36 protein-coding genes are annotated in these 24441 nt (G+C 52.4%); 4 read left to right on the top strand and 32 right to left on the bottom strand.

Going from position 1 to position 24441, the window contains the following annotated elements; translation table 11 throughout:
* Positions 1-10: 10 nt before the first annotated feature.
* From HMPREF9334_RS02530 to HMPREF9334_RS11350, 30 genes are all read right to left on the bottom strand, one after another.
* A complete protein-coding gene (locus tag HMPREF9334_RS02530) occupies positions 11-706 on the bottom strand; it encodes a head maturation protease, ClpP-related (RefSeq protein ID WP_006691927.1) in 696 nt (231 codons plus the stop codon).
* On the bottom strand, positions 696-1952 hold the full coding sequence (locus tag HMPREF9334_RS02525; protein ID WP_006691926.1) for a phage portal protein: 1257 nt from the start codon (positions 1950-1952) through the stop codon (positions 696-698). The genes HMPREF9334_RS02530 and HMPREF9334_RS02525 overlap by 11 nt, the downstream gene beginning before the upstream one ends.
* A gap of 14 nt (positions 1953-1966) precedes the next feature.
* The gene (locus HMPREF9334_RS02520) at positions 1967-3568 is read right to left on the bottom strand and encodes a terminase large subunit (RefSeq protein ID WP_006691925.1); all 1602 of its coding nucleotides are present in this window, start codon (positions 3566-3568) and stop codon (positions 1967-1969) included.
* A 12-nt stretch (positions 3569-3580) separates the two neighbouring features.
* The gene (locus HMPREF9334_RS02515) at positions 3581-4147 is read right to left on the bottom strand and encodes a P27 family phage terminase small subunit (RefSeq protein ID WP_006691924.1); all 567 of its coding nucleotides are present in this window, start codon (positions 4145-4147) and stop codon (positions 3581-3583) included.
* 110 nt (positions 4148-4257) lie between these two features.
* Complete coding sequence (locus HMPREF9334_RS11520) at positions 4258-4614, bottom strand: HNH endonuclease signature motif containing protein (protein WP_039957160.1); 357 nt, start codon at positions 4612-4614, stop codon at positions 4258-4260.
* Positions 4615-4724: 110 nt separating this feature from the next.
* On the bottom strand, positions 4725-5153 hold the full coding sequence (locus HMPREF9334_RS02505) for a hypothetical protein (protein WP_006691922.1): 429 nt from the start codon (positions 5151-5153) through the stop codon (positions 4725-4727).
* 64 nt (positions 5154-5217) lie between these two features.
* Positions 5218-5406, bottom strand: a complete 189-nt coding sequence (locus HMPREF9334_RS02500) for a hypothetical protein (protein WP_169311780.1) — start codon at positions 5404-5406, stop codon at positions 5218-5220.
* 64 nt (positions 5407-5470) lie between these two features.
* On the bottom strand, positions 5471-5791 hold the full coding sequence (locus tag HMPREF9334_RS02495) for a hypothetical protein (RefSeq protein ID WP_039957159.1): 321 nt from the start codon (positions 5789-5791) through the stop codon (positions 5471-5473).
* A gap of 13 nt (positions 5792-5804) precedes the next feature.
* Positions 5805-5936 carry a single-stranded DNA-binding protein gene (locus HMPREF9334_RS11515; protein WP_425358151.1) on the bottom strand — a complete coding sequence of 44 codons (132 nt, stop codon included), beginning with the start codon at positions 5934-5936 and terminating at the stop codon, positions 5805-5807.
* A complete protein-coding gene (locus HMPREF9334_RS02490; RefSeq protein WP_006691920.1) occupies positions 5933-6334 on the bottom strand; it encodes a hypothetical protein in 402 nt (133 codons plus the stop codon). Before HMPREF9334_RS02490 ends, HMPREF9334_RS11515 begins: the two co-directional genes overlap by 4 nt.
* A 103-nt stretch (positions 6335-6437) precedes the next feature.
* The gene (locus tag HMPREF9334_RS02485; RefSeq protein ID WP_006691919.1) at positions 6438-6914 is read right to left on the bottom strand and encodes a hypothetical protein; all 477 of its coding nucleotides are present in this window, start codon (positions 6912-6914) and stop codon (positions 6438-6440) included.
* Positions 6898-7299: a YopX family protein gene (locus tag HMPREF9334_RS12865; protein WP_006691918.1), complete on the bottom strand. Its 402-nt coding sequence runs from the start codon at positions 7297-7299 to the stop codon at positions 6898-6900. The genes HMPREF9334_RS02485 and HMPREF9334_RS12865 overlap by 17 nt, the downstream gene beginning before the upstream one ends.
* Before the next feature lie 154 nt (positions 7300-7453).
* Positions 7454-7579, bottom strand: coding sequence for a hypothetical protein (locus tag HMPREF9334_RS12775; protein WP_281042389.1), 126 nt, complete (start codon positions 7577-7579; stop codon positions 7454-7456).
* 27 nt (positions 7580-7606) lie between these two features.
* Positions 7607-8053 (bottom strand): hypothetical protein, encoded by a 447-nt coding sequence (locus HMPREF9334_RS02465; protein ID WP_006691917.1) that lies wholly within the window; start codon positions 8051-8053, stop codon positions 7607-7609.
* Between the two features lie 345 nt (positions 8054-8398).
* Positions 8399-11344 (bottom strand): DUF927 domain-containing protein, encoded by a 2946-nt coding sequence (locus tag HMPREF9334_RS02460; protein WP_006691916.1) that lies wholly within the window; start codon positions 11342-11344, stop codon positions 8399-8401.
* Between the two features lie 19 nt (positions 11345-11363).
* Entirely contained in the window at positions 11364-11762 is a 399-nt protein-coding gene (locus HMPREF9334_RS02455) for a VRR-NUC domain-containing protein (protein WP_006691915.1), read from the bottom strand.
* A 3-nt stretch (positions 11763-11765) separates the two neighbouring features.
* Positions 11766-13130, bottom strand: coding sequence for a DEAD/DEAH box helicase (locus HMPREF9334_RS02450; protein ID WP_006691914.1), 1365 nt, complete (start codon positions 13128-13130; stop codon positions 11766-11768).
* 6 nt (positions 13131-13136) lie between these two features.
* On the bottom strand, positions 13137-13685 hold the full coding sequence (locus HMPREF9334_RS02445) for a single-stranded DNA-binding protein (protein WP_006691913.1): 549 nt from the start codon (positions 13683-13685) through the stop codon (positions 13137-13139).
* 15 nt (positions 13686-13700) lie between these two features.
* The gene (locus HMPREF9334_RS02440) at positions 13701-14387 is read right to left on the bottom strand and encodes an ERF family protein (RefSeq protein ID WP_006691912.1); all 687 of its coding nucleotides are present in this window, start codon (positions 14385-14387) and stop codon (positions 13701-13703) included.
* On the bottom strand, positions 14384-14878 hold the full coding sequence (locus HMPREF9334_RS02435) for a siphovirus Gp157 family protein (RefSeq protein ID WP_006691911.1): 495 nt from the start codon (positions 14876-14878) through the stop codon (positions 14384-14386). Before HMPREF9334_RS02435 ends, HMPREF9334_RS02440 begins: the two co-directional genes overlap by 4 nt.
* 13 nt (positions 14879-14891) lie before the next feature.
* Positions 14892-15239, bottom strand: a complete 348-nt coding sequence (locus HMPREF9334_RS02430; protein WP_006691910.1) for a hypothetical protein — start codon at positions 15237-15239, stop codon at positions 14892-14894.
* Between the two features lie 371 nt (positions 15240-15610).
* Positions 15611-15796, bottom strand: a complete 186-nt coding sequence (locus HMPREF9334_RS02420; protein WP_006691909.1) for an RNA-binding protein — start codon at positions 15794-15796, stop codon at positions 15611-15613.
* Positions 15797-15980: 184 nt separating this feature from the next.
* A complete protein-coding gene (locus tag HMPREF9334_RS12255) occupies positions 15981-16217 on the bottom strand; it encodes a hypothetical protein (RefSeq protein ID WP_169311779.1) in 237 nt (78 codons plus the stop codon).
* Between the two features lie 148 nt (positions 16218-16365).
* Positions 16366-16506, bottom strand: a complete 141-nt coding sequence (locus HMPREF9334_RS12440) for a hypothetical protein (protein WP_245535206.1) — start codon at positions 16504-16506, stop codon at positions 16366-16368.
* A 101-nt stretch (positions 16507-16607) separates the two neighbouring features.
* A complete protein-coding gene (locus HMPREF9334_RS02405) occupies positions 16608-16913 on the bottom strand; it encodes a hypothetical protein (protein WP_006691906.1) in 306 nt (101 codons plus the stop codon).
* Positions 16910-17155: a hypothetical protein gene (locus HMPREF9334_RS02400; protein ID WP_245535205.1), complete on the bottom strand. Its 246-nt coding sequence runs from the start codon at positions 17153-17155 to the stop codon at positions 16910-16912. The genes HMPREF9334_RS02405 and HMPREF9334_RS02400 overlap by 4 nt, the downstream gene beginning before the upstream one ends.
* Positions 17155-17385, bottom strand: coding sequence for a hypothetical protein (locus HMPREF9334_RS02395; protein ID WP_156792899.1), 231 nt, complete (start codon positions 17383-17385; stop codon positions 17155-17157). The genes HMPREF9334_RS02400 and HMPREF9334_RS02395 overlap by 1 nt, the downstream gene beginning before the upstream one ends.
* 7 nt (positions 17386-17392) lie before the next feature.
* On the bottom strand, positions 17393-17707 hold the full coding sequence (locus HMPREF9334_RS02390) for a LysM peptidoglycan-binding domain-containing protein (RefSeq protein ID WP_006691903.1): 315 nt from the start codon (positions 17705-17707) through the stop codon (positions 17393-17395).
* Entirely contained in the window at positions 17704-18042 is a 339-nt protein-coding gene (locus tag HMPREF9334_RS02385) for a hypothetical protein (RefSeq protein WP_006691902.1), read from the bottom strand. The genes HMPREF9334_RS02390 and HMPREF9334_RS02385 overlap by 4 nt, the downstream gene beginning before the upstream one ends.
* A gap of 29 nt (positions 18043-18071) precedes the next feature.
* On the bottom strand, positions 18072-18452 hold the full coding sequence (locus HMPREF9334_RS11350; RefSeq protein WP_006691901.1) for a hypothetical protein: 381 nt from the start codon (positions 18450-18452) through the stop codon (positions 18072-18074).
* 72 nt (positions 18453-18524) lie between these two features.
* On the opposite strand from HMPREF9334_RS11350, the gene HMPREF9334_RS02375 reads away from it, so the two are divergent.
* Positions 18525-18752 (top strand): hypothetical protein, encoded by a 228-nt coding sequence (locus tag HMPREF9334_RS02375; protein WP_039957154.1) that lies wholly within the window; start codon positions 18525-18527, stop codon positions 18750-18752.
* Positions 18753-18819: 67 nt separating this feature from the next.
* Here the strand turns inward: HMPREF9334_RS02375 and HMPREF9334_RS02370 are convergent, their stop codons facing one another.
* Positions 18820-19026: a helix-turn-helix transcriptional regulator gene (locus tag HMPREF9334_RS02370; protein ID WP_039957153.1), complete on the bottom strand. Its 207-nt coding sequence runs from the start codon at positions 19024-19026 to the stop codon at positions 18820-18822.
* A 122-nt stretch (positions 19027-19148) separates the two neighbouring features.
* On the opposite strand from HMPREF9334_RS02370, the gene HMPREF9334_RS11345 reads away from it, so the two are divergent.
* The 3 genes from HMPREF9334_RS11345 to HMPREF9334_RS02355 all read left to right on the top strand — a co-directional run bounded on the left by HMPREF9334_RS11345 (position 19149) and on the right by HMPREF9334_RS02355 (position 22722).
* The gene (locus tag HMPREF9334_RS11345) at positions 19149-19610 is read left to right on the top strand and encodes a helix-turn-helix domain-containing protein (protein ID WP_050803394.1); all 462 of its coding nucleotides are present in this window, start codon (positions 19149-19151) and stop codon (positions 19608-19610) included.
* 323 nt (positions 19611-19933) lie between these two features.
* Positions 19934-21139 (top strand): site-specific integrase, encoded by a 1206-nt coding sequence (locus tag HMPREF9334_RS02360; protein ID WP_006691899.1) that lies wholly within the window; start codon positions 19934-19936, stop codon positions 21137-21139.
* A gap of 194 nt (positions 21140-21333) precedes the next feature.
* A complete protein-coding gene (locus HMPREF9334_RS02355; protein WP_006691898.1) occupies positions 21334-22722 on the top strand; it encodes a pyruvate carboxylase subunit B in 1389 nt (462 codons plus the stop codon).
* A 56-nt stretch (positions 22723-22778) separates the two neighbouring features.
* Here HMPREF9334_RS02355 and HMPREF9334_RS02350 read toward each other — a convergent pair whose 3' ends face one another.
* A complete protein-coding gene (locus HMPREF9334_RS02350; protein ID WP_006691897.1) occupies positions 22779-24395 on the bottom strand; it encodes a nucleoside kinase in 1617 nt (538 codons plus the stop codon).
* Positions 24396-24441 lie beyond the last annotated feature (46 nt).

Below are 24441 nucleotides of genomic sequence, written 5' to 3'. Positions count from 1 at the left end.
TAGTCCTCCTTCAATGTGCCATAGAAAAGAGCCGCCTTTTCAGCGGCTCCGCATCGACATGATTCCTCGTCTTCCCCTGCCAGATCTTGGAGAGCAGGGAGTTCGTAACAGCGGCGCGGGAGAAGATCAACCCGTCTGCCGTATCGTCTGCGGGATGTTCCCGATTCTCATAGAGAACAGAATCTGCAAATCCAAGCTCCACCGCCTTCTTTGCATTCATCCACGTCTCGGCATCCATCAGCCGTGAAATCTTCGCACGGGACAGGCCCGTCTTGATCTCGTAGGCGTTGATGATACTCTCCTTGATCTCGGCAAGGAACGTGATCGTCCTCTCCATTTCGTGTGTGTCGCCGATGGAGATCGTCGCGGGATTGTGGATCATCAACATGCCCACAGGAGAAATCTCGACGGTCGCCCCCGCCATTGCAACAACGGATGCAGCAGAGGCGGCAATCCCGTCAATCTTGACATTGACGTTTCCCTTATACTCCATGAGCATATTGTAGATCTGTGCCGCCGCATAGCAGTCTCCGCCGGGCGAGTTGATCCAGAGGGTAATATCTCCATCGGCGGCGTTCAGCTCCGAGCGGAACATTTGAGGTGTTACCTCATCGCCCCACCACGTCTCATCCGAAATCACACCATCGAGCAGGAGCGTCCGCCCCTCCCCTTCATTCCGTACCCAGTTCCAAAATTTACGCTTCATTGCCCTCTCCTTTCTGCGGCTGACCTGCAAAGAGTCCCGCATCCTCGAGTTTCGTCATATTTCCGTTGATGAGATAGAGATCGCCGCCCTCGTCTGCATTGATAGGATTCATGTCCTCAAGGCTGCGGATGTCGTTCGCAGAGAGCCACCCGTTCTGCCGCCCGATGGCATATCCCTCCATGCGGCTCTTGTAGTCCCCGCGCAGCAACCCGTCTACATTGAAGCGGATGAAGTGCCCGTGCTTCTCCTTTTCCGAGAGCAACGCTTTTTGAAGGGCCTGTTCCCACCGCACCACCCACGGGTTCAGTGTGTATTTCACGAACTCAAGCGACTGCTGCTCGATGTTCGAAAACGAGGATTTCTCCAAATCCCCGACCATATGCGGCGGCACACGGTAGAGCCGTGCAATCTCGTCAATCTGGAACTTTCTCGTCTCAAGGAACTGCGCCTCCTCGGGTGGTATGGCAATCTGCTGATACTTCACGCCTTCCTCGAGTACGGCGATTCTGCCTACATTCTTCGTACCGCCGTAGATGGACTGCCAGCTCTCGCGCAGCTTCGACGGATCCTTGAGTACACCGGGATGTTCAAGCACACCTGCGGGGCGTGCCCCATTCTGAAAGAATGTCGCACCATATTCCTCCGTTGCAAGTGCGATGCCGACGGCGTTTTTTGCCATAGCAATGGGAGAATACCCGACAAGACCATCGAAACCGAGTCCCGGAATATGCAACACATCCATCCGGTTCAGACGAATCTGCCCTGCACCTTTGAAGTTTGGATTTTCCTCGGCGTTTCGCGTGTAGAGATAGTACAGATCACCCGTACGGCTGTCTCGGTTCACATCCATCCGATCGGGCAACAGCGGATAGAGGCCGACAACCTGTCCTCTGCCATCACGAAGAATTTGCGCATAGGCATTGCCCCACAGGAGCAGATGTGCCATAAGTGTTTCGCGGAACACGAAACTCGTCATTTCTGGATTTGGTGCGTCGTGCAGTAGCCGATAGAGCGGATGCTCCGGCACACGCTCTTTTCCCTTCCCTTGGTAAGTATAGACGTGAAGCGGCAGTCCCGCGATAGATTCCGCGAGAATACGGACACAGGCGTAGACTGCCGTCGTCTGCATCGCAGAGCGTTCGTTGACAACCTTTCCCGCAGCCGTCTGTCCGAACAAAAAAGTCAGACCGCCCAGTAAATTCTGCGGCTTGTCCCTCGATCGAAAAAATCTGCTGAAAAAATTCATGCGCATCACTCCTTTCAGAACACCAGTATGCCGCGCGTATCGTAGATAGATTCCGAGAGGTCATTTCCGCAGCGGATCGCACGATCCAGTGCCATAATCAGCGCAATCACACCGTCGATCTTCTCGGTGGACTTCTCCTTGTCCGCCTTGATGTTCCCCGCAGGATCGGTGCGAATGAAGATGTTGTCTGCCATCCAGCGCATGACGGGATGCCCGCCGTGCGCTATTTTCTTTTCCAGCGTCAGCTTCATCAGCTCCTTGGTCGGCGGACTCATATCTTTGAATCCCTGCCCGAATGGAACAACGGTGAAGCCCATCCCTTCGAGGTTCTGCACCATCTGCACCGCGCCCCATCGGTCAAAGGCAATCTCGCGGATGTTGTACTTTTCACCCAGTTTTTCGATGAATGCCTCGATGAAACCATAATGCACGACATTCCCTTCAGTAGTCATAAGAAAACCCTGCTTCTCCCACACGTCATAAGGAACATGGTCGCGCCGTACACGAAGGTCGATATTCTCCTCGGGAATCCAGAAGTACGGAAGCACGGCAAACGGTTCATCCTCCTCCATCGGAGGAAACACCAGAACAAACGACGTAACATCCGTTGTTGAGGAAAGATCAAGGCCGCCGTAGCAGATGCGACATTCCAAGGCTTCTGCATCCACGGGCACGGCACACGCATCCCACTTGTTCATCGGCATCCACCGCACGGACTGCTTCACCCATTGGTTCAGTCGAAGCTGTCGGAAACTGTTCTCCTCGGTAGGGTTCTGCCGCGCAGAGTCACAGGCCGCCTGTACCTTGTCGATGCCGACCGTAATCCCGAGGGACGGATTCGACCGCTTCCATACCTCGGGATCTGTCCAATCCTCATCCTCCTTCGCTCCGTAGATCACAGGGTAGAAAGTCGAATCAATCTTTCGCCCTTCAAGAATATCCTTCGCTTTCTGGTGCGTCTCGTAGCAGATGGACTGCGTATCCGTCCCCGCCGTAGTAATGAGAAAGTAGAGCGGCTGCATACGCGCATCGCCGGAGCCTTTCGTCATAACGTCAAAGAGCTTGCGGTTCGGCTGCGTGTGAAGCTCGTCGAACACAACGCCGTGAATATTGAATCCATGTTTCGTATAGGCTTCTGCCGAGAGTACCTGATAGGTACTGTTTGTTGGTAGGTATTTCATGTGCTTCTGTGAAGCAAGAATCTTCACCCGCTTGTTGAGTGCTGGACACATACGCACCATGTCGGCAGCAACTTTGAACACGATGCTTGCCTGCTGCCGATCAGCAGCACAGCCATATACCTCTGCTCCAGCCTCCCCATCACCACAGCAGAGAAGTAGCGCTATGGCGGCCGCGAGTTCACTTTTTCCCTGTTTCTTCGGAATCTCGATATATGCCGTGTTGAATTGTCGATAGCCGTTCGGCTTCAACACGCCAAAGAGGTCGCGAATAATGCGCTCCTGCCAATCAATGAGTTCGAAGGGCTTTCCTGCCCACGTCCCCTTCGTGTGACACAGACACTCGATAAATCGAACCGCGTAGTCCGCAGCGGCTTGGTCGTAGTGTGCGTCCTCCGCCATGAACTTTGTCGGTTTGTAGTCCGTCAATTTCCGCAAAGAGTCACCTCCCTACTTTTGCATGCGCGTCCGCAGTAATCTCTCCATAGGATCTTCCTGCGCCGAGCCGCTGAAGTTTGTCGTGCAGTTTTGCTTTACAATGTCGAAAATCTCATACCAAAGCAGATTGGATTGCTTCTGGAACGAAAGTGCCATCTGTACAAACGGACTTGCAATCGCACCGCCCGTGGTCGGATGCTTGCCGAGCAGACCGTATTGACTCACAGCCTCCTCGCATTGGATATAGCGAGCGAATGCCTGTGCATAGCTCTCGATGAGCCGAGGATTTACAAGACGTTCACACCCGCGCTCCTTGAGCCACTGCCACGTTTCACGGAAAATATCGTCTGCACCGAGCGTCTTTCCATTCTTCTGACACGCCGACAAATATGCACTCGGGCGCGGCATGTCAGTGCCGCATAGATCTGCCGCCTTCATGCCGTCAGCATTGCCGAGATCCACTCCCGGAAATTCCAAAACATTTGCCGTCTGCCCCGGCGCGACCCTATCCGACCTTGTTTGCGGCTTTCTTCCGGCGCGGGGGCGTCGGCCGCCACGGTTCGTACCGTCCCGCGCCATCTTCTCACCCCATTTTTTAATACCCTGTTTGATTTACCATTTTTTCACGTATGCTCCAGCACCGGTCGCGCAGCAATGCGTTTTTAGAGATTTGACCGCCCCCTAGGGGTCTATCGGTCGCCCGTGCCGCGTCGGTGAATCCGTTCATGGCATGACGCGCAAAGCGACATCAAGTTGTCCTCATCATGTGTGCCGCCATCGGCGAGAGGTCTGATATGATGCACGAGTGTTGCGAGAACGTAGCGCTCCTGTTCTTTGCATTTCTCACAGAGCGGATGCCCTGCCAAGTGTCGGTCACGAATCCTACGCCACGCGCTACCGTATCTCGCGTGCTGATCGTAGCCGCGCGTGAAGTGATCGTAGTGCCGCTGCATTGTTTTCTCGTGCATCTCGCAATAACAGCTTTTTCTGTCCGTAAGATTCGGACAGCCCGACATGCGGCATGGTCGTTTCGGCTTTCTCGGCATCTGCACTACCTCCCTTCTTACCGTTTTCATCGCATGCAAAAAGAGCACCGCCGTAGCTGTGCCCCTTGCTTTTTCCAGTTTATACTATATCACAGAAATAATGTGAAAATCTATGAAAACTTTCCGACAACAGCGAAACTTTGCAGTGCTTTACCATGCAGCCCCAGTACATTTCGATAGGTATATCCCATGCTGACCGCCACTTGCTCCCATGACTGCCCGTATAAATACCTCCCCAGCAATATTGCTCTATATCGCCCGTCAGGTATCTGCTCAATCTGAACTCTTGCCTCTTTCCGTAACGCAATCAAGCAATTCCATTGAAAGTTGATCTCCTCCGCGTACTTCTCCAACATTATGATCGCATCAGAAAGATCGCCAATCTTGCCTCCACTGACCTTATTCGCATCATACTGGATCGCTTTCAGATGCAAGATATCGTCTTTTGCCTGCTCGTACTCCTGTTCAAGCAGTTTCAGATCCCGCTCTATATCACGGACACGCCAGAGGTATGCCCTTACTTGTTTGATTTCGACCATTCTGCTCCCCTTGTTTCCTCATGTCCATGCGCACCAAAAGAGCGGTGATACGCCACTCTTTTCCTTATATCGCTTGTTTCACACCTCGCTCCAAAAGAGCCTTTTGCAGCCAATCTCGAAAAAGCCGCTGCACATCTCGGTCAATCGGATGGATATCCTTATTCCACTCCCAATGTGCCTCGATCTCACCAATCATGTCTCGCAGCTGCCAATCATCGAAGTCATTCACGCGCTGCAGGATGAGATGAGACACAAAAGACAGTGCATAGGATTGTCGCGGTAGGGCATACCGAAATGCGAAGAAGTATAACGTCTGTTCATCCGGTGTGAGTGTTGCCACTGTGCACCTCCCGCGCCGACTGCTCCCTTGCGATGTCGTATTCTCTGCAGGGCGTAATGTATTCAACAGGCTGTTCACTCCCGTAATCTGTTATCTTGAACTGCACATTCAGTCCCCTGTCAACGATACGCAGCTCCGTTCCGATCCGCCAACAATGCCTTGCGTATTCTTCCAAAGCCTCAAGGTCGTCACTCATAGCAACCTGATGCCAACGAAAGAGATTCAGCGTAAAGGCTTTCAAGGTACTGCCGTTTTGATAATCCGCAGGAAGTTTTTGCTCTAAGGTGTATTCTTGCAAGTCGCGCCCCTCCTCAAAGCTGATTCCCGTCCGTGCTCTTTCGGCGGTCAATCGCCAGCGTAAACGAGGCGTATGCCTTCCCGCTCTGCGTGTACTTCACATTCGGGTCTCGCGTAAGCCGTCCGATACCTACCCAGTGGTTCATTTGGATTCCTCCTCTACGGGCTTTCCTGTTTTCAGATTATACAGGCGTTCTGTACCTTTTATCGGTATTTCAATCCAATATGGATTTCCAGTTTCGCGCCCCCACTTTTCGAACGCTTCTGCTAGAGCGTCTTCCAGATCTTCCAGTTCCTGATCTATCAAATCACAAAGAAAATCCTCGGAACTCTTCGCCAGCACATCATCGGCAGCCTTGCGCAAGTTATCAACCACGCAATCAACCCAAATAGGCGGCACGTAATCCTCTGTCTCTGCGATATAGACGGTTTGAGCATCTGGATTATTTGCTCTCGCAACATATAATGCATCCGACAAAAACCAATAATCTGTATGCCACTTTTCATCTTCCAGATTGTATATGTAGGCGTATTTCTTACTCATGATCTTCGCTCCTTCATCTCGTTTTCCGCGTAGATAAGTGTCATATTTCCCGCTTTTTGGACGATATTCGATACTTTCAACCGCATTTTTGCGCTTGTAGTTGTTATTCCTCTGGAAACTTCATAAAACACATCCAATGTGTATTCATATTCTTTCCGCTGCGGTGCCCGAATAGCGGCTCTGCCCGGATTGCTGCAAGCACCTCGCGAAGCGGGACATCCACCTCACTCCACTTGAACACGAGCGTTCCATATGGTTTCAGTACACGCATGCATTCCCAGAATCCATCATGCAGCACCTGCGGCCAATTCTTGTCAAGACACCCATACTTGAGCCGCGTCCACGATGTCGGCCCTGCATTCGTAAGGTGCGGCGGGTCAAACACTACAAGATAAAAACTCGAGCTCTCGAATGGCAGCGCACGAAAATCGCATACCGTATTCGGACAAACCTCGATATAACGGTTCGGGTAGAACTCATGATATGGGACTTCCCGATTGTCGCAGAACTCCACATGCGGGTTTTTCTTGTCGAACCAGAACATCCGAGAGCCGCAGCATGCATCAAGTATCTGTTTCATTGCTCACCAACTCCGGATTCTCGTAGATGTTGCCGACCACTTCGCACATTGACAGTATCTCTCTACTTGCATGTCCCCACATACGACTCCCACTGATAGGCTCTCTGACAAACGCACAGCATGATTCATTCCATCGGACTATAAAATCCTTTCCCGAATCACCAAACCAATCATACGGGAAATGAATGATATCACCCTCGTAAATTTCGACGCCGTTCTTGTCCTTCACTCTGGTGTACTGCATAAGGCACACGCTGTCTAATAGGATTTTCTTGATCGGATTGTATTGCACTGTTACTGTTTTACGTCCACAAAAATTTATACTCTCGACCGTGTGCATTTTCTTCGTCTGTAGATCCCACGCCCTAAATTTTAACTCACGCATTTTTCGACACCTCCAATACGTCACATTCCATCGCTCGCGCCATCATGCAGCGCATACTTGCGTTGATGATGTGGCTGTCACTCCGATCCCCTGCATGTCACATCGAGAGATGCCGCAGTGCGCGCGCCGCATGTTCCTCTGCCGGAATATCCCGTCACGTTTCGCCCGGATGCTTTTCTGCGCCTGCTGTCAGCCCTTTGACGGCCTCATCCAGCCATTTGAATTCAATGTACCGATACTCATTCGACTCCGCATTCTGCGGGTATTTCTGCTCTGCCATTTTTTTGACCTCCTTCTGGCATTGTACTTATGCAGCACCATCGTACGCAACCATACGCAGAAGACGGATGAGCTGCTGCACATAGCCGTCAAGACAGTGCTTTTCCTCCTCGTACTGCTCATAGTTCAGCCACCCTGTTGCATTATTACCCGTGATAATTGGCTGTAGCACATAGCCCCATCGGTAGTCTCGTACGAGCCTTGTGCCACCTCCGCGTATGTAATAGAGCCGTGCATAGAACTCCTTGTCGATCTCACGTGCCTTGCTCAGTAGCTCAATCCACGCATCCGAATCCTCCGGCGAAAGTTCCACGAACGGATCCACGCATGCATAGTCGGTTGTCTGCTGCTCCTCTCGTTCGAGCATCGCATAGGCACGCTGCTCAATGCGTTCGATCATGGACATATACGGACTTGTGTCTGACATTTTCGGCTGCGTCTGTGTTTTTGGCTTCACATGTTCGAAATAGCCCATAAAATCACCTCCGAATGAACTAGGGTTCCCGCAAAAACAGCAGGGTTCCCGCGCCGGTTCCCGTGCTTTTTGGCATTTGTGGGAACCGCACTTTCCTTAGAGCCACAAGCCTTTAGGGGCAAAGGTTCCCACAGTTCCCACAAATTTTGAAATACATATATATACCTTTTTACCCCCTCCCCCTTACCCTATATTTAGTACCAAGGTAAGGGTGGTATAAGAGTATATATATATTATGTGGGAACTGTGGGAACTCTCTCTTATATATACGCTTAGCCCTTGAAATTACTGGATTTTTGCGGTTCCCACAACGGTTCCCACAGAGTTCCCATAGTTCCCGCAAATTCATAAAAGACGCTCCATTTCCTGTGGAATCTGAATCACATGAATCTTCGTCCCGCTATAACTGACCCGTTTTGTGAATCGACGATTGCTTTTTTCGGGCGTCGAGCAGATCAGCCCGCTTTCGGCGAACTCCTTCAAGAACTTATTGGACGAGAAGCCCGCATCATCGAGCGCCGCGCGCAGATACATCGGATACACATTGACATATCCGTTGCGAATGAAGCCGTATTCCGGTGAGAGCTTGGCACGTGACTCATAGCCGATATCGTTGCTGAAATGCTGCCAGTTACTGACAAGCCACGCCTCTACAAAGTCCCATGCACGCCGCGTATCGGAGATTTCACGCTTTGTTGGTTGCCCTTCCATGATAACAGCTGCCATATCATAGGCGCCCTGCTGTGCCGCCTCGGGCGTTTCACCAAACAGCCACATGCTCACAAGCATATCCGCGATGGCGACCGTCGCCACGTTGTCAATATGCGGCTCAAAATGCTCGGGATAGTCCGTGTGCAGCCGTTCAATGAGTGCCTGACGCGCCGCAAGAATCTCCGTGTATGCCGTTTCCGCCTCCTGCAGCAGGCGCTCCATAAAAGCCCTGCCCGCCGTGCCATGCCGCTCCTCGTCGATGGCATAGACCATCTTCGCCGTTTCCTCCGGCAGTACGGGATAGGTGTTCAGTTCGATCAGACGCGTCTTGACGCCCTGAATGCTCGACTCTTTCGACAAGGGTTCTTCGCCCGATGCCATTGCGATCGTGCGCCACGTCGCCATCTTTCGGATGCCGGACTTGCTCGCGCGCACCTTGCCATGACCGCCCTCAAGCATATAGACAAGGCTCTCAAGCGCCTCCTGCTTGTTGCTCCCCATCATGACCTGACGCTCATTGATGACGAGCGGGAAATCATTGCTGTATTCGGCAGCGCGTTCAAGTCCGTTCGTTGTCCCATAGAACGACTTCATCAGCCGTGTCGGATTGCCCCAGACCGTGAGCGCAAATCGCTGCGCCGCCGTCTTGCCGCCGCCCGACGTGCCCCAGAAGTAAATCATAAAATTGCGGTTCTTGCAGATGTGCAACAGCGGAGTCGCAAACGCAGCTGCCAATACAAAACGCGCAAAAGTGTGTTTACGTATCTCCTGCGCCGCCTCCTGCCACTCTGCGAGCGTCCCACGCTGCGTAAAGGCGGCGGCAAGCTCTCCGTCGTCGTCCATGTCGACGTGGTATCTGCTCGATGATGGGATCACAAACTCACTCAGCCCATATGGCCGCCAGCCGATCTTGGAGACGGCATGAACAAGCGGAATATTCGGATTCGCCGCCTCAAGGGCTTGGAGGTATTTCACCAGATATTTTGCCGACTCACTCGAAGTGTTCAGCCCGCGATCCGTGAGCGCGATGATGCCGCGCGCAGAGAATACCTCCGAACGTTTGCAGACCACATGCACCCAATGATCATAGTAGCGGAAGGAAAGCTGCACTTTCTCCGTCTGCGTATCGACATTGTACTGCTTTTCCGAGATGATGACGGGCGTACCTGCAGCAAGCCGCGCCACCTGCCCCATCTCCGTCATGCGTACCTCATAGACGCCATCGGCGCCGTAGGAAAAGTTCGCGGGGAGCGCAAGATCGAGCGGCGTATCCGGGACAAATGAGCGCGTGGTGATATCGCCGAGCTTTTGCCCCGCCTCGAGTGCGCCCCCCTCCACGACCGAAAGCCCCGCCTGTGACGCCTGCACGCGTTTTACCTCGCGCTGCAGGTCGTTCAGATTGACATTCCCCTTGCACCGCTCCTTAAAGCGTGCGTATTCCAGCCCGTTTTCCTTCTTGACGAGCGCAAGCGCACCGATCGTCTCCTCATTCAGTGTATTCTCCGCATTCGGCAGCGCGATCTGCCGGAGCTTTGCGATTGCCTGCGGCACCTTGCCGAGCGACCACGCGCAGGGCGACTTGATGTCGGGACAATCCGCGCAGCCTTTGAAGCCAAGTTCTGACTGAATGTGTACACACGTCTGCGGCGTGCACTCGTTTAGATAATGCGCGAGCTTCTTGCGGGTATCCTCTTTGTTGTACTTCGTGCCGAGCCATTCCTTGACGAGCGGCAAAATGATCTCCTCGCCGCCAACACCGCGCATGAGATTCGTGCACGCCGCCTTCCAGACAGGCTCGGGGAGGGTTTTATAGTTCTGCTGAAAATGCTGCAGGAACGCGCAGTTCGCGAGCATCAGCCGCGCGTCCCCGTCCGTCGGTCGTCGCTCGAATTTCTCCGCACGCTCCGCCCTGCTGATCTCCTGCACCTCGGGCAGCACATCGAAATCCTCCGCGTTGTACCGCAGCCCCTCGGAGTACTCCGTAATCATGCAGGGCACCGCATCGCCGCCCTTGCGGTTTAGCGTCCCAGGGACGCGCAGCACACGGCAGAGATCGGGGACGCTGTCCACATGCCAGCCATAGATGGCGGCACGCGCACGCACAGCGCCCTGCAGACGGCGCAATAGATCCTCGGCGGCGCTACGCTCTTCCTCCGTGCGCGTGTCGAGCAGTTCGCGAAAAATATAGTATGCATGGATCCCATGCCCGCTGTGTACGACGATCGACGGGTCAAGCATCTCCGGCAGAAGTGCCCGCGCCGCTGTATAGTCCGGCGGCAGGGACTTCGCTGCATGAGCGTCACCTGCGATATCGATGTCCACCCAGAGCGCAGGGATCGCGATAATGTCCGCGCTCTTCGCCCGCTCATGCGCCTTGAACAGGCGCTCAGACAGCCCAACAGAGAAATACACATCCTTGCCCGCGTCCCCTGTATTTCGCGCCGCCTGCGCGATCTCAGCGTGCGCAGCGGCGGCAAACACTTGCGTCCGCTTATCTGGCAGCGTCCAGAGATAGGTATGCCCCTCGCTCTCCTCCGGATAGAACGCGCGGAAAAATTCTATGGTGTCAATGACACTCACCTCGTTTCAACCCGCCCGGCTATAAACGCTGCAGCAGAGCCGCCGCCTCCTCGGCGGAGCGTGCCACACCGCCGATCGCACCCGCCGATTGCAGGAATGCGTGCATCTCCTTCTGTGCCTTGCTCGTGCGCCCGCCGGGTTTTTTGACCTCGAGGAAGACAAAAACGGCGATCTTTTTGCCGATCATCTCGGGCGTTACCTCGATGGTTCGGAATCCGAAGAGGTCCGGAAATCCGACGGGCAGACCGCTCTGAAACCGCCGCGCACCATCAATTACAACACGATCCGGTATCCAATTCATCCTTCGACAAATCCCCGTCCATGCCTCGCCGACGTTCGCGCGAAAGAGTGTCGCCGTCTGCTTTGCGCCGATCGCGACGCGAATCTCGTTTTGAATGTCATGCTCTGATTTCTTCATGCGTTATCCTCTCAGTCGTTTCAGGTCTGCCATGCGCGACACCCAGCGCAGCGAGTAGCCGCGCTTTAAGGCGATTGCCGTAAGGTCTGCAACGCTGCGTGCCATACCGACCTCCTGCCGCTTCTTTCGCTTGATTTCCTCGATCTTCGTGAGTGTACCGTCCCTCTCAGTGTATTTGTGCTCCTCCGGCGCAGCAGCAAAAGCATGCCCGCAGGGACACACACGCGCCGTACTTGGAACGGCGGTATAACAGGCGGGGCATACCTTAATAGATGAACTGCGCGGCTTCTTTTTCCTCGTTTCAAGCGTCCATGCGCGCTCCTCATCCGGCATACCGTGCCGGAACACATTGCCCACATGATCGATAATGACCGCACGCTTATCGGGATTTGCAGGATCGGGACGCAGCGGCCGCATACTCTGTTGGATATAGAGCGTCAGTGATGCCGTAGGGCGAGCAAGAATCACTGCCTCCATCGCCGGAACGTCAAAGCCCTCTCCGAGGAGCTCCGCGTTGCATAGAATCCGAATCTTGCCGAGGCGAAAATCTTCGACGGTACGCGCACGGACGGTCTTGTGCGTCTCTCCGTCAATGTGTACGGCAGAAATGCCCACTGTGCGGAACGACGCTGCGACGTGCTCACTGTGCGCGCGGTTGATGCAGTAACAGATCGCACGCCGCCCTGCTGCGAGATTCTGATAGTTTTTCACAATGTCGCCGATCACATCCGCATCATCCATCTGATGGATGAGATCGCCCTTGACGTACTCGCCGAAGCGCACGTGCGCCGCAGCGGGGTCGAACTTCGAGGGCGGTGCGTAGTAGTCGTACGGCGTCAGATTGCCGGCGGCAATGAGTTCTGCGGCGGTTGGTCCGAGCACAAGCGACTGGAAAATCTCACCGAGTCCCTGCCCGCCGATCCGCTCCGGCGTCGCCGTCACGCCGAGCACATAGGCAGCGGCGAAATGCTCCAAAATCCTGCGGTATGTATTGGCAACGATATGATGACACTCATCGCAGATCAAAAGATCGGGCGGCTGCACCTCGTGCAGACGATGAATGAGCGTCTGCACCGAGGCGATCTGCACAGGCAAATCATATTCCTTCGCTGCCCCTGCAGCAATAAGACCATGCTGAATGCCCATTGCCGTGAACGTCGCAGACGTCTGCTCGATGAGTTCCTGTCGATGCACCATGAAAATAGCGCGCCGCCCCGAAAGTGCTGTGCCGCGCGCCATCCATGCCGTCATAATCGTCTTGCCCGCGCCGCAGGGTGCCACAGCGCACACGCGCCGCCGCCCCTGCGTGAACTCATACCCAACATCATCAATGAACTGCTGCTGATATGGTCTGAGGCTGATATCCATAGCGCATCAGTACGGAGCTGCCGCATAGTTCTGCCCTGTGGGCGGCGGAGGGGCTGCTCCGTAGGCGACGCCCTGCTGCGGTTGCCCCCCGTATGCGGGCGGTGCCCACGGTGCGACGCCCGTCTGCATCGGTGCCGGAATCTGCGCTGCGTAGCCCGTAGGTACTACCGGTGGAGGAGCCTGCGGAGGCGGTGCCATCTGTTGCGGGGCGCTCTGTTGACGTGCCGCCGATTCTGCCTGCGTGTCCACAAAGTCAAAGCCGTTCAGCGTCACATTCACGCCGATGTGCGGCTGACCGTCATTCTTGCCGACCCACGCATTTGCGTCGAAGATATCGCCGTGGATCACGATGCGGCTGCCCTTGCCGAAGTACTTCATAATATTTTCGCCCTGCTTGCCGAATGCCGACACATCGATAAAGAGCGTCTTCGCCTTGCCGTCCTGCCCCTTTGCCTGCACCTGTGTCGCAACCGTGAACGTTGTGTAGGATGTCCCCGTCTGATTCGTCTTGACCTCGGGGTTCCTTGTCAGTCGGCCAAAAAATGATACATTCATTGAAATACTCCTCTCTTATTGGAACGGGTAGCCGTCATCAAACAGCAGTCCCGCATAGCCCGGTGTTCCCTTGCGTGACTCCGTGATGCAGAACTCGATCTGCTCCTGCAAGACCTTTTGAAAAAACGCGGGCGTTTGTGATGTATTCATATTGAGTGCCCGCGTGGCAAGGTAGTTTTCGATATTCGCCGTATCCCATCCCATGAACTGCCAGAGACGGACTAGCTCCTCGCGCGCCGGTTTATTGATATCGCAGCGGAACGCGCGGCCGCTCGGAGAGATATCGGACGGTGCGGATGTTGCTGCAGGTACTTCGACGGGATCCTTGCTCATCGTCGCCTCGATCTTGTCCGACTCCACAATCTCGAACATGGCGATGTAGAGATACCGCCGAAGATACGTCTGCACTGCGCCGAGGTTCTGCACCGGATGACACGCCTTAAGCTGCGCCGTGGACATTGGTGTTGTGATCTCCACCTTCGCATCCGGCTTCTCGCAGTCATAGATCGTCAGTGTCGCCATCTCCGCCGTGAATGAGATCACGGGAAAGATTTTCTGCTCGCTGCACAGTGTCATGATGCGCGGAAGGAAGTCGCCGAGTTCATAGTAGGTGTACCCCGCATACTCGTTCTTCTTCCCCTTCTTCAGATTGTCCGCAGCGAGCTGCACACGGACAGCCTGAATCTTTTCGAAAATATTCATCGAATGTGAAGACTCCTTCCCTGCTCAAGATGTGCGCCCGGAACCTCCTCACCTGCTTTGAGTGCATTCTTCACAGCGTCCTTATTCACCTCATACCGCGCAGGGATGAGATCCAGATAGCAGAGGGGAATTTGATCTTCATCCGTGACTTTGAGTGCCGGCGAATTGTTCTGCACGGCCATCGTGCCGCGTGTCGTGGTAACCTTGGATTTGCCCATCGCGTCAAGATTGCGCTGATACCACTCCTTAATGCTTCGGATGCGGTTGTCGATGATCTTCTGCCGATCCGTAAGGCGGGCTGCCTCTGCCTTCATACCGTCGCGCAGATTCTCGAGCGAGCGGATCAGCCCGATGCCGTTCTCACATTTGACGGCGATGTCTGCCTCAATCGATTGCAGACACGCCTCGAGTACCGTGAGATCCATCGTCTCATCCAGCACCATGTCCATAACGCCGTTAAAGGCGTCGCCAAGGTCATATAATGTTCTCATTACCTGTGCCTCCTTACGCGGGAATGATTGCCTTGAGCACCATCCGCAGCTCGCGGATCAGCTCAATCAGTTGCGGGATCGTCGTCTCCGGGTCGTGGATCCGATCCAGGCACGCGTCCGCTGCCTCCATATATGCGTCCTGCTTGTAGTCGTGGATCGGATTGTTTTTATCCTCCTTGCGGTATGGACGCAGGATCTTCACTCCTTCGATTGCATCCACATCGATGAAACCACGCTCTTTGAGGCGATGCTTGTACTTGCTCACTTGTTTGCGCTCCCAGTTAAGCGCCTCCATCACCTCGTCGGCGGACGCCTTCGGGTGCTCGAGAAAGTAGTTATAGAGTTTTTCGCAGTTCGTCATATTGTAAATCCTCCTTGAGTCGTGTTATACTGTGTCTGTAAATCTTTCTTGTCGCCCGTAACGGTTGTCGCCGTTACGGGTTCTTTTTGTTTGTGCGCCTATAGGACGTGTGCCCGCTGGACAGTTCAAACCCCATCAAGAACGCCATGTGCACGAAATCCGTGTGCTTCTTGTCGGCCTCCTCTTGCGTCAACGAAAACCTTGTGATGCTAAGACTGTTGTCCCCAGCGGAGACCGCGAGGCTTGTTACCCACGCCTCGGACGATGCGCACAAGTCCCATGCGCTAGGCAATCGACCTACACTTGTCATAATACGCATGGTGCGATTGTCACATTTCATAATCGTTGTGCGCTGTGTGTATGGATCCATGCTATTCTCCTTCTTTCGCATTCATCTCATCTACGACCGCCTGCGCGTCCGCTTTGTCCTTGTACCACCTGCCCGCATACTCACGGTTGCCGCTGTGATCGACAACGCGCATATCCTTGATGCGGTAGACCTGATAGACCTTCTTGCCGCCGAGGTACATACTTGAGATTTTCCACTCACTCTTCACTGCGTATCTCCTTTCTTAAAAATTAACTGGTTGCCATGTCTCCACGGATGGTCGACATTAGATTGCTGCGCATTCGCTTTTTTCAGGTTCTCCCTCAAGATATCGCAATGCGTTGCGCAGAGCTTTTTTCCCGGTACAACTGGCTCATTGCACAGGCGGCAGAGCCCGTCAGAGAAATCCGTCTTCACGCGGCGATATGCATCGAAGTACCGTTTGTCATAGCGGCGGCGTCGCAGAAAACAATCCAGACAAAGCCGTTTTCCTGCGGACGCTTTTTTGCCGCAATCAGTACAGAGCCCCTCTGTCCTGCGCTTTGCATACCGCTCTCTCTGCCGCCGACGCATCGCCTCTTTCCGCTCCTCTCTTTTCCGGTAGTAGGCGGCCATGCTTCGGTCTGCCACTTTCGCAGCGCACTCTTCACATTTTACCTTCCCTGGCGCGGCGTCCGCTTGCCCACAGCTCACACAGATCCCATGCGCTTTGTACCAATAATAGCGCTCCCGGTGCTGCGCGCACTCCTTCGCTCTCCGCTCCTCGGGGGTCACTGCGATCCCTCCTTCACTTGCTTCCTAGAGCTGCATCCATTCAGGATACTTTGTGGTGAGCGGGCGGTAATTCGGGTCGATCTCCCGCTCCGTCTTTCCGCACTTCGGGCATACCTTGTCGGGAATGACCTTCGCATGGAAATAGGCATCGTCGTATCCCAGCATTTCACACTCGTGCTCGCAATTCTCACAGATAAAAAGTGCCCGAAAGTCGCGTCGGTATTGATGCAAAATTTTCTTGATATGCATATCTCCGTCCTTTCTGTTTATGCCATCGACATAAACTTTCGCACCGGCGGCGCATCATGGATAACGATGTGCTCCTTGCCCTCCAGCATCTCCTCCCAGATCCAGAGCACCAGAGATTCCGCAGCGGCATGCCCCTCCCGCGTCCCTGGGAACTCCGCCAGAACACTGTAGTCCCGGCCGTCCCCCTCCGTGTAATACGTACAGACACGATAGCCTTGGATGAACCGTCTGCCCTTCTCCTCATGCGATGACATGTGCTTGACGACCTTCGTGTAAGAGCCGGCAGCTGCAATCACGCCGCTCATCGTGAAAAACTTAGTCATGTCACGTCCTCCGCGTCTTTCTGATAAACCCGCATCTCCTTGCGCTTCGCGTACTCAGCAAGGTCACGTTCCGCCTCTTCCTGCGTTTTGCGCCAAGGCAGAGTAGCGACGTTCTTCCAGCCAACATCGTCTGCCCGATTCTTCTGCCACGGCTTATCGGGCTTTCGATAGCGTCCCTTCCAGCTGCCATCAAGTCCCTGCATGACACGATATCGCCATCCGCGTGCATCGATGTACTCCATCATGCGTCCTCCGTTTCAAAGCCCATCAGTTTCACCATGCGGATGGTTTCCTCATGCTGACGTTCTGCCATTTCCCGTGTACTCGCCTCGTTCCAGATTCCCGGATTCTCATTCTCCGCATACACACAGAGATTCGTTGTCCAGCCATCGTCGCAGGGGAGTTTGTACGTGAGGATTACGCCTTCTACCTCATCACGCCGAAAAATGGTCTTGCGTGATAACCCTTCCATACACATCTCACGTTCCTTCCTTCACCCAGTAGGTTATTCGCAGCTCGTCACCCGGACGGATCAAGCCCTTACGGTCTACAAGCCAAGGGTTGTTCTCGTAGATACCTTCTTTGTATTCAAGGATATATCTACGGCTGCCTGTGTTTTTTTTGATGTACTCTTCGGCGATCCCCCAAAGAGTGTCGCCATTCTTGACGATGTAGACCTCTTCAACCAAGACCGCATCCCGTACATCGCCCTGCGCGTGATCGCTTGCCGCACCCGCACAGATAATCGCCGCAAGTGCGATCGCCGCGCCCGTCACCGCCTTCTTGCCGCTCATGCGACTGCCTCCTTTCGTGCGCTCAAAAGTCCCGTATATTCGGGCAGGTCACGAATGTACTGATCGAGCGTACTCTTTTTCATCTTTCGCTGACCGCTGATCGGATCAATCGTCCAGATCAGCTCACCTTTCCCCATCTTGGCGGATACCGTATCTGGTGTCAGATCCAAACGCCGCGCAATCTCCTCGCGCCCGACGAGCCGATCGTCCTCTTCCGGTACGGGCTGTGCCTCTGGCTGCTGCGCACGGAGCTTGTGCAATTCCTCGCGGACAACACTGCGGACAACTTCCGCAAATTCGTCCTTCAATACGTCGAATGGGTTGTTGTTCGCCATCTTTTCTTTCCTCCTCTCTGTTGCGGCAATTACGCCGCTTTGATTGCTCCTACACTTGTAAGGATAAAGACATCTTCGGGGGCGAGGTAGTGGATGGTGCGCCGATTCGTTACGGGGTCGATTGACTCGGTGAAATACCTGTAGTCGTCGCCACCGCGATCGGAGAAGAGTACGATGTTCTCGCGCGGCTCGGTGAGCGTGCCCGCCTCGTCATCCATGTGGAGGTACTTGATCTCGACCTCCTTCGCCCCTACAAGCTGCGCGATGCGGCGGATATCTCCCTTGAAGTTCTGCACGGACGTGATCGCATTGACCTTGAGCCAAAAGCGGCTGTTGTCAAACCTTGCGATGCAGGTGTAGGTGTTGCCCCGTGCGGCAACGACGTTGTTCATGTTCCACTTGAGCTTCATGGCTGATCCTCCTTTGTTTCGGTTGCTGCTCCCTCCCTGCAGTGATACAATCACAATAAGGAGGCGATTAGAATGTACGGAATCAATATTACGTTGACTACCGGAAAAACGATTACAGTCCACGGTCTGACAGAGATTCGAGTACTGGATGAGCAAGAACATCTTGACTCCATCAAGCCAGGACAGTTCTTTGACTTTTTCTGGCTGGCAGTACATAGGTACTCTTTTATTGGCAAGCGGCAGACGTGTATCGTCGATGGTAAGCTGATCTCCTATATCACCTTTTTCTTAGAGTGCTAAAAGCTAATCTCGGTGCAAAGAGTACGGCGAACGCCGTACTCTTTTTTTAGAGAGAATGTTTAATAGATTAAACATTCTCTCTAAAAAAAATTTGAGGTACAGTCGCGTTTAATGCAGTAGACAACTTTAGAAGCGTATCCGTTGTTGTTGTAGCAATAGTACCACGCTCAAGACCAATAATGATGGATCTGGAAACATTAGCTTTATCCGCGAGTTTTTGTTGTGTCAACCCCTTCTTCTTACGGTATTCCCTGAGTCTATTGGCGCCCCCCATAGTTTCTCCTCCTCCCTTCTTCTTTCAAGAAAAAGTTTAGCCTATTAAACAAAAAATGTCAAGTGAGATAAACAAAATCCTTGAAAAAATGTTTATCATACTATACAATAGAGGCTAGCGAGGTGATACTAGTGACGCTAGGTGATGTTATAAAAGCATATCGAAAAAGTCATAAGCTAAGCATGGATGAATTTGCGAAACGAAGCGCCTTAAGTAAAGGCTACATATCCATGCTTGAGAAAAACAAAAACCCAAAAACGGGAAAAGTAATCATACCATCCATCCAAACGTTTCAAAGCCTCGCAAAAGCAATGTCTACAAGTGTTGAAGCGTTGATGAGATCAGTAGATAAGGGGCAATTAGTTTCCTTGGATTATGGTTCTTCTGACAATCTTCCTATGCAAACACCTGTTACCAGCCCACCTTCTACGAACGTTTGCACTCAAAAAGAAGCCGATCATCTTAAAAAATACCGTGCACTGGACGAAGATGGGCGTGAGCTCGTAGATGGGCTCCTCGACACTCTGCATGAACAGCGTTCCGCAAAATCCGACGAATCGTGGAGCGAAACTACCGGCGGCTAATTCAATCAAAAAATCCACACAAAAAAGGAGACATGTAGCACAAGGAGTTCGACAGCGTTAATCTCAGCGAAAAATAAGGATTTCGTCAAACACCTTTATCCAGTCACGACAACCAACTATGAAAAATTTGGCTTTTTTTCCTAGTTAGATAATTGTATGGGAAAAAAATCGCGTTTCTTCCCACATAAAAAAAAACCGCCCACCGTGTTGGCGCACGATGAACGGTGAAGCAAGCAATCTCCGGAGAGATATACAAGCCATAGCAAGCAAAGTATATCACACCTTCGGGGATTATTCCACATAATTTCTGGAGGTATAACATTATGGCAAAGAAAGCAACTATCCGCACCCGCAAACGAGGTAAGACTTACTCCTATTCCTTTGACGCAGGAAAGAACCCAATGACGGGAAAGCGCAAAGCAATCGAGAAGGGCGGCTATGCGACGGAGCAGGAGGCGTATGACGCAGGTGTCGCTGCTTATGCAGACTGGAAGTCCGGCAACATCGGGATCACGAGCGAGCGGGTGAAGCTGCGCGACTATCTCGCTGCATGGCTTGAGAACGTCATGCGTCCAAACGTCTCACGCGGGACGCATTACGACTATGAGTCCGCGATCCGTGTGCGGATCAATCCGATCCTTGGCGATATTTATGTCCAAGACCTGCGTCCCCGCGATGTCGATTCTTGGATGAAGAGGCTTGCGGAAAAGGGGCTTTCAAAAAACTCGTTATCACTCTCCCGTACGGTTCTTTCAAACGCGTTGAAATACGCCGTATATCCAGCAGAGATTATTACATCTAACCCTTGTGCAGGTATCAGCATCCCCCGCTCGGCACCAAAGAAGCTCGTTGAGCGGAGCATCATCACGCCGGAGCAGTTCGCGGCGCTCCTCAAGAAATGCCCTATCGGACATAAGTATCACATACTTCTGCGGCTCGCCTACCATACAGGTGCGCGTATCGGTGAAGTGCTGGGGCTGACATGGGACGATGTGGATCTCCAAAACAGTACTATCCATATCTGCCGTCAACTGTCAAGTGCTGGACGCAGATGCCGCATGTTCTTTTCAGTGCCCAAGAGCAGCGCAAGCACGCGTAAGATCTACATCGATGGCGGGATGGTCAATGCGCTCCGGCAATGGAAAACGATACAGGCACGAAATGAACTGCGGCTTGGAAATGCCTATCAGATTGTCTATGAGTGTCCTGATCGCCGTGTCTACACCGCGCCAAAAATTGAAGCCGCGCCTGAAGGCATGGTACGCCGCCCGCTTGTCTGCTCTGACCGTTTCGGGCTCCCCATATGCTATGCTTCGCTGCGCCGTCTCCTATCTGCGCACGGGCTGAACTCGCACAGTTTTAGGCACACGCATGCGACACGGCTCATTGAAGCCGGAGCGAACCCCATTGATGTCGCCGCCCGTCTCGGTCATGCGGACGTATCTATCACGCAAAATCTTTATGCGCATGATACCGAGGAGATGCAGCGTGAAACTGCCGCCATCTTCGCCCGTTTCGTAGACAAGTGACATGGTAGACAAACGGTAGACAAATCGCTTCTAAATTGCGGAAGAACCGCGAAAAATAAAAGGCTTGAAAATACTGTGTAAAAATATGTGAATTTTATAACTTGTCATTGACAATAACGCAATTTGAATCTATAATTTAGATGTTGGGTTATATAATTTTTGATTATACTTTTAATCAAGGAGAGTGTTCTTTTATGGCAAAGAATCCGGTCAAAATCACTGAGACTGTCCTCCGTGACGGTCACCAGTCACTGCTGGCAACCCGCATGAGAATCTCGGACATGCTTCCGCAGCTCGCGGCGCTCGACGCCATTGGCTACAATTCTCTTGAAGCATGGGGTGGTGCTACGTTTGATAGCTGCCTGCGCTTCCTTGATGAGGATCCGTGGGAGCGCTTGGATATTCTGAAGAAAAACCTCAAGACGCCGATTCAGATGCTTCTCCGTGGTCAGAACCTGCTCGGCTATAACCACTATTCCAACGACGTGGTAGAGAAGTTCGTTCAGAAGGCGTCGGAGCATGGTATCGGCGTATTCCGCATCTTTGATGCACTTAACGATATTCGTAACCTCAAAGTCGCGATTGATGCAGCACTCAAGTGCCCTGAGAAACCACATGTTCAGGGCTGCCTGGTCTATACGATCAGCCCTGTTCACACGAATGAGAGCTTTGTTGAGCTGGCGGTTGAGCTTGAAAAGATGGGCTGCCATTCCGTCTGCATCAAGGATATGTCGGGACTTCTGAAGCCGTATGTGGCAGAGGATCTTGTTAAGAAGCTTAAGGCTGCGGTAAAGATTCCCATTGACCTTCATACGCACTGCACCTCCGGATTTGGCCATGCAACCTATTTGAAGGCGGTCGAAGCAGGTGTTGATATCATTGATACTGCACTTGCTCCCTTCTCCAGCGACACTTCACAGCCGTGTACGGAAACAATGGTGGCAATGCTTGAGGGGGAGGAGCGCGATACAGGGCTTGACCGTCAGGCAATGACGCCAATTTCCAAGTACTTCCTTGGGGTTAAGCAGGATCTTATCAAGACCTTCAACCTCAAAGGCTACTTTGATGTGAACCCGAATGTTCTTGACTTCCAGATTCCTGGTGGTATGCTCTCGAACCTTGCGAATCAGCTCAAGGAAGCGGGCATGGAAGACAAGTATCAGGATCTTCTGGATGAGATGCCGCGTGTTCGCAAGGATGTTGGCTATCCCCCGCTTGTTACGCCGTCCTCGCAGATTGTTGGTACGATGGCAACCTTCAATGTCATGACTGGTGAGCGCTACAAGATGGTACCGACCGAGTTCAAAGACCTCGCGCGCGGCAAGTTTGGCAGGACACCTGTTGAGATTGATCGCAAGTTCCTGACTGACACTCTCGGTATCGCTCCTGAGGACATCATTGATGACTGCTCCATCGAAGATGCAAAAGCAACGACGTTCGCAGAGTTCAAAGAGGAGCTCAAGAACAAGGGTTATATCAACCCGTCGGATGAGGATGTCCTCTCCTATGCACTCTTCCCGCAGGTCGCAGAGGAGTTCTTCCAGAAACACTATAAGCCGATCACCGCTTATGTCAAAGAGTAATCTGTAGAGGTTTTCTCAAAAAAAGCTCGAGCTCTATGAAAAGAGCCCGAGCTTTTTTATGAGAAGAATACGGATTTCCCGATAAATTCACGAAGAATGGAGTTGTTGGGAATATTGTCTATGGCGTTGATTTCGTCGACATACTGAAGAAAACGTAGAATCAGTCGGGCTTCGGTATAACCTTCTTCCCCTCGATGAATTTCTTCCAAGAGCGGAACGGCATATTTCTTCAAGATACCGATCTCATAGATCAGTGCCGAGTTGAACAGGACATCTGCCTCTTCTTGGAATGGAAAGATGTATTTCTCCTCTCCTGCTCTGACATCCGGCCACTGGCGAATACTTTTGAGCGCCTTTGCTCCACGAAATTGATAGTCACGCACCAGACGACGCAGAAAACGTACTTCTGTCGTTGGAATCCTGTTATGTGCATCGATATTCAGTTGTGTCAACGCGCTGATATAAATTTTATATTTGTTGACGCGGGGGATATCCTTTGTCAGATATTCATTTAGTCCGTGAATTCCTTCAATAATGATAGGTTGATTGCTGTGAATGGACAGAACAGCCTCCTTTTTCCATTCCCTTTTCCCTGTTATGAAATTATAACGTGGAATTTGGACCTCCTTCCCCTCAAGAAGGTCGATCATGTTCTGATTGAAGAGCTTTGTGTCGAGTGCATCAAGGGATTCGTAATCATACTGCCCCTTCTCATTCAGTGGCGTATCCTCGCGGTTGAGGAAATAGTCATCCAAAGAAATCATAACGGGGCGAAGTCCGTTGACACGCAATTGAACCCGCAGTCTCTGTGCAAATGAGGTCTTTCCGGATGAGGACGGTCCTGCAATCAGGATCAGACGGATATTTTCACGATGAGAGAAAATATGGTCTGCAATCTGCGCGATACGTTTCTCTTGCAGTGCCTCTGAAACACGAATGAGGTCCCCTATCGTATTTTCTTTGTTGATTCGATTGAGATCAGAGATAAAGCGACAGTCCAAAATATCTGCCCAAGCCTTCGATTCTGCAAGGATTGAACCGAATTTCGGCTGATTGATGCGCTCCCTGACCTGACCATTTGTCATTTCATCAGGGGTGCGAATTAACACCCCATCGGGCTCGTAGTCCAGTTCAAACCTGCCAAGCTCGCTTGTCTCAGAGAGCATCGGACCATATAGATAATCTGTATAGTCCTCACAGGTGTATATGCTGATGATGGGCTTTGATAGTGCAGAAATGAGGTTTACCTTGCCTGTTCGTCCGAGATTTTTGAAAATATCAATCGCTTCCTGACGTGGAATGCTGTGTTTGACTATGGGAAGGTTGGCCGCAATCATTTCTCTCATTTGATGATCTATTTCTGTTATAAACTGTGGGTCAATCACGCGATTTGGGATTTTTATTTCGCAATATAACCCTTTATTTACCGTGAACTTAGCAATTACATCACTTTTTTTATCTAGTTTGTTTACCGCTGCAATCAAAAGAAAGAGTACAGAACGGCGATAGATGGTCCATCCCAAGGGAGAATCCAATTCTATGAATTCGATTTGATCTGCAGCCTCATAGGACGTTTGGATATCATGTACTTCCCCATTGATTTTCGCTGCAACAATCAAGTCGGAACAGAAGATTTGATTCTCCTTTGCCATTGTTATCAAGTCTTTTTCCATGGAGATTCCCTTTCCTTTCCTCTATATAAAAAATCTCTCTCCAAGC

It is taken from the genome of Centipeda infelix ATCC 43532 (assembly GCF_000234095.1).
Lineage (GTDB): Bacteria > Bacillota > Negativicutes > Selenomonadales > Selenomonadaceae > Centipeda > Centipeda infelix.
Note: the sequence above shows the minus strand (reverse complement) of the source record. Positions and strands in the feature narration are given on the sequence as shown.

What these genes read in the sequence shown, in the direction of transcription:
- HMPREF9334_RS02440 (WP_006691912.1), bottom strand. Translation starts at nt 14,387, where the DNA reads ATGAATATTTTCGAAAAGATTCAGGCTGTCCGTGTGCAGCTCGCTGCG.
- HMPREF9334_RS02360 (WP_006691899.1), top strand. Translation starts at nt 19,934, where the DNA reads ATGGCAAAGAAAGCAACTATCCGCACCCGCAAACGAGGTAAGACTTAC.
- HMPREF9334_RS02525 (WP_006691926.1), bottom strand. Translation starts at nt 1,952, where the DNA reads ATGAATTTTTTCAGCAGATTTTTTCGATCGAGGGACAAGCCGCAGAAT.
- HMPREF9334_RS11515 (WP_425358151.1), bottom strand. Translation starts at nt 5,936, where the DNA reads ATGAACCACTGGGTAGGTATCGGACGGCTTACGCGAGACCCGAATGTG.
- HMPREF9334_RS02405 (WP_006691906.1), bottom strand. Translation starts at nt 16,913, where the DNA reads ATGACTAAGTTTTTCACGATGAGCGGCGTGATTGCAGCTGCCGGCTCT.
- HMPREF9334_RS02530 (WP_006691927.1), bottom strand. Translation starts at nt 706, where the DNA reads ATGAAGCGTAAATTTTGGAACTGGGTACGGAATGAAGGGGAGGGGCGG.
- HMPREF9334_RS02485 (WP_006691919.1), bottom strand. Translation starts at nt 6,914, where the DNA reads ATGAAACAGATACTTGATGCATGCTGCGGCTCTCGGATGTTCTGGTTC.
- HMPREF9334_RS12775 (WP_281042389.1), bottom strand. Translation starts at nt 7,579, where the DNA reads ATGGCAGAGCAGAAATACCCGCAGAATGCGGAGTCGAATGAGTATCGG.
- HMPREF9334_RS02375 (WP_039957154.1), top strand. Translation starts at nt 18,525, where the DNA reads ATGTACGGAATCAATATTACGTTGACTACCGGAAAAACGATTACAGTC.
- HMPREF9334_RS02355 (WP_006691898.1), top strand. Translation starts at nt 21,334, where the DNA reads ATGGCAAAGAATCCGGTCAAAATCACTGAGACTGTCCTCCGTGACGGT.
- HMPREF9334_RS02465 (WP_006691917.1), bottom strand. Translation starts at nt 8,053, where the DNA reads ATGGGCTATTTCGAACATGTGAAGCCAAAAACACAGACGCAGCCGAAA.
- HMPREF9334_RS02490 (WP_006691920.1), bottom strand. Translation starts at nt 6,334, where the DNA reads ATGAGTAAGAAATACGCCTACATATACAATCTGGAAGATGAAAAGTGG.
- HMPREF9334_RS11350 (WP_006691901.1), bottom strand. Translation starts at nt 18,452, where the DNA reads ATGAAGCTCAAGTGGAACATGAACAACGTCGTTGCCGCACGGGGCAAC.
- HMPREF9334_RS02395 (WP_156792899.1), bottom strand. Translation starts at nt 17,385, where the DNA reads ATGGAAGGGTTATCACGCAAGACCATTTTTCGGCGTGATGAGGTAGAA.
- HMPREF9334_RS02430 (WP_006691910.1), bottom strand. Translation starts at nt 15,239, where the DNA reads ATGACGAACTGCGAAAAACTCTATAACTACTTTCTCGAGCACCCGAAG.
- HMPREF9334_RS02390 (WP_006691903.1), bottom strand. Translation starts at nt 17,707, where the DNA reads ATGAGCGGCAAGAAGGCGGTGACGGGCGCGGCGATCGCACTTGCGGCG.
- HMPREF9334_RS12440 (WP_245535206.1), bottom strand. Translation starts at nt 16,506, where the DNA reads ATGCTGGGATACGACGATGCCTATTTCCATGCGAAGGTCATTCCCGAC.
- HMPREF9334_RS02400 (WP_245535205.1), bottom strand. Translation starts at nt 17,155, where the DNA reads ATGGAGTACATCGATGCACGCGGATGGCGATATCGTGTCATGCAGGGA.
- HMPREF9334_RS11520 (WP_039957160.1), bottom strand. Translation starts at nt 4,614, where the DNA reads ATGCCGAGAAAGCCGAAACGACCATGCCGCATGTCGGGCTGTCCGAAT.
- HMPREF9334_RS02350 (WP_006691897.1), bottom strand. Translation starts at nt 24,395, where the DNA reads ATGGAAAAAGACTTGATAACAATGGCAAAGGAGAATCAAATCTTCTGT.
- HMPREF9334_RS02505 (WP_006691922.1), bottom strand. Translation starts at nt 5,153, where the DNA reads ATGGTCGAAATCAAACAAGTAAGGGCATACCTCTGGCGTGTCCGTGAT.
- HMPREF9334_RS02455 (WP_006691915.1), bottom strand. Translation starts at nt 11,762, where the DNA reads ATGAAGAAATCAGAGCATGACATTCAAAACGAGATTCGCGTCGCGATC.
- HMPREF9334_RS02435 (WP_006691911.1), bottom strand. Translation starts at nt 14,878, where the DNA reads ATGAGAACATTATATGACCTTGGCGACGCCTTTAACGGCGTTATGGAC.
- HMPREF9334_RS02445 (WP_006691913.1), bottom strand. Translation starts at nt 13,685, where the DNA reads ATGAATGTATCATTTTTTGGCCGACTGACAAGGAACCCCGAGGTCAAG.
- HMPREF9334_RS02370 (WP_039957153.1), bottom strand. Translation starts at nt 19,026, where the DNA reads ATGGGGGGCGCCAATAGACTCAGGGAATACCGTAAGAAGAAGGGGTTG.
- HMPREF9334_RS02515 (WP_006691924.1), bottom strand. Translation starts at nt 4,147, where the DNA reads ATGGCGCGGGACGGTACGAACCGTGGCGGCCGACGCCCCCGCGCCGGA.
- HMPREF9334_RS02450 (WP_006691914.1), bottom strand. Translation starts at nt 13,130, where the DNA reads ATGGATATCAGCCTCAGACCATATCAGCAGCAGTTCATTGATGATGTT.
- HMPREF9334_RS12865 (WP_006691918.1), bottom strand. Translation starts at nt 7,299, where the DNA reads ATGCGTGAGTTAAAATTTAGGGCGTGGGATCTACAGACGAAGAAAATG.
- HMPREF9334_RS02385 (WP_006691902.1), bottom strand. Translation starts at nt 18,042, where the DNA reads ATGGCGAACAACAACCCATTCGACGTATTGAAGGACGAATTTGCGGAA.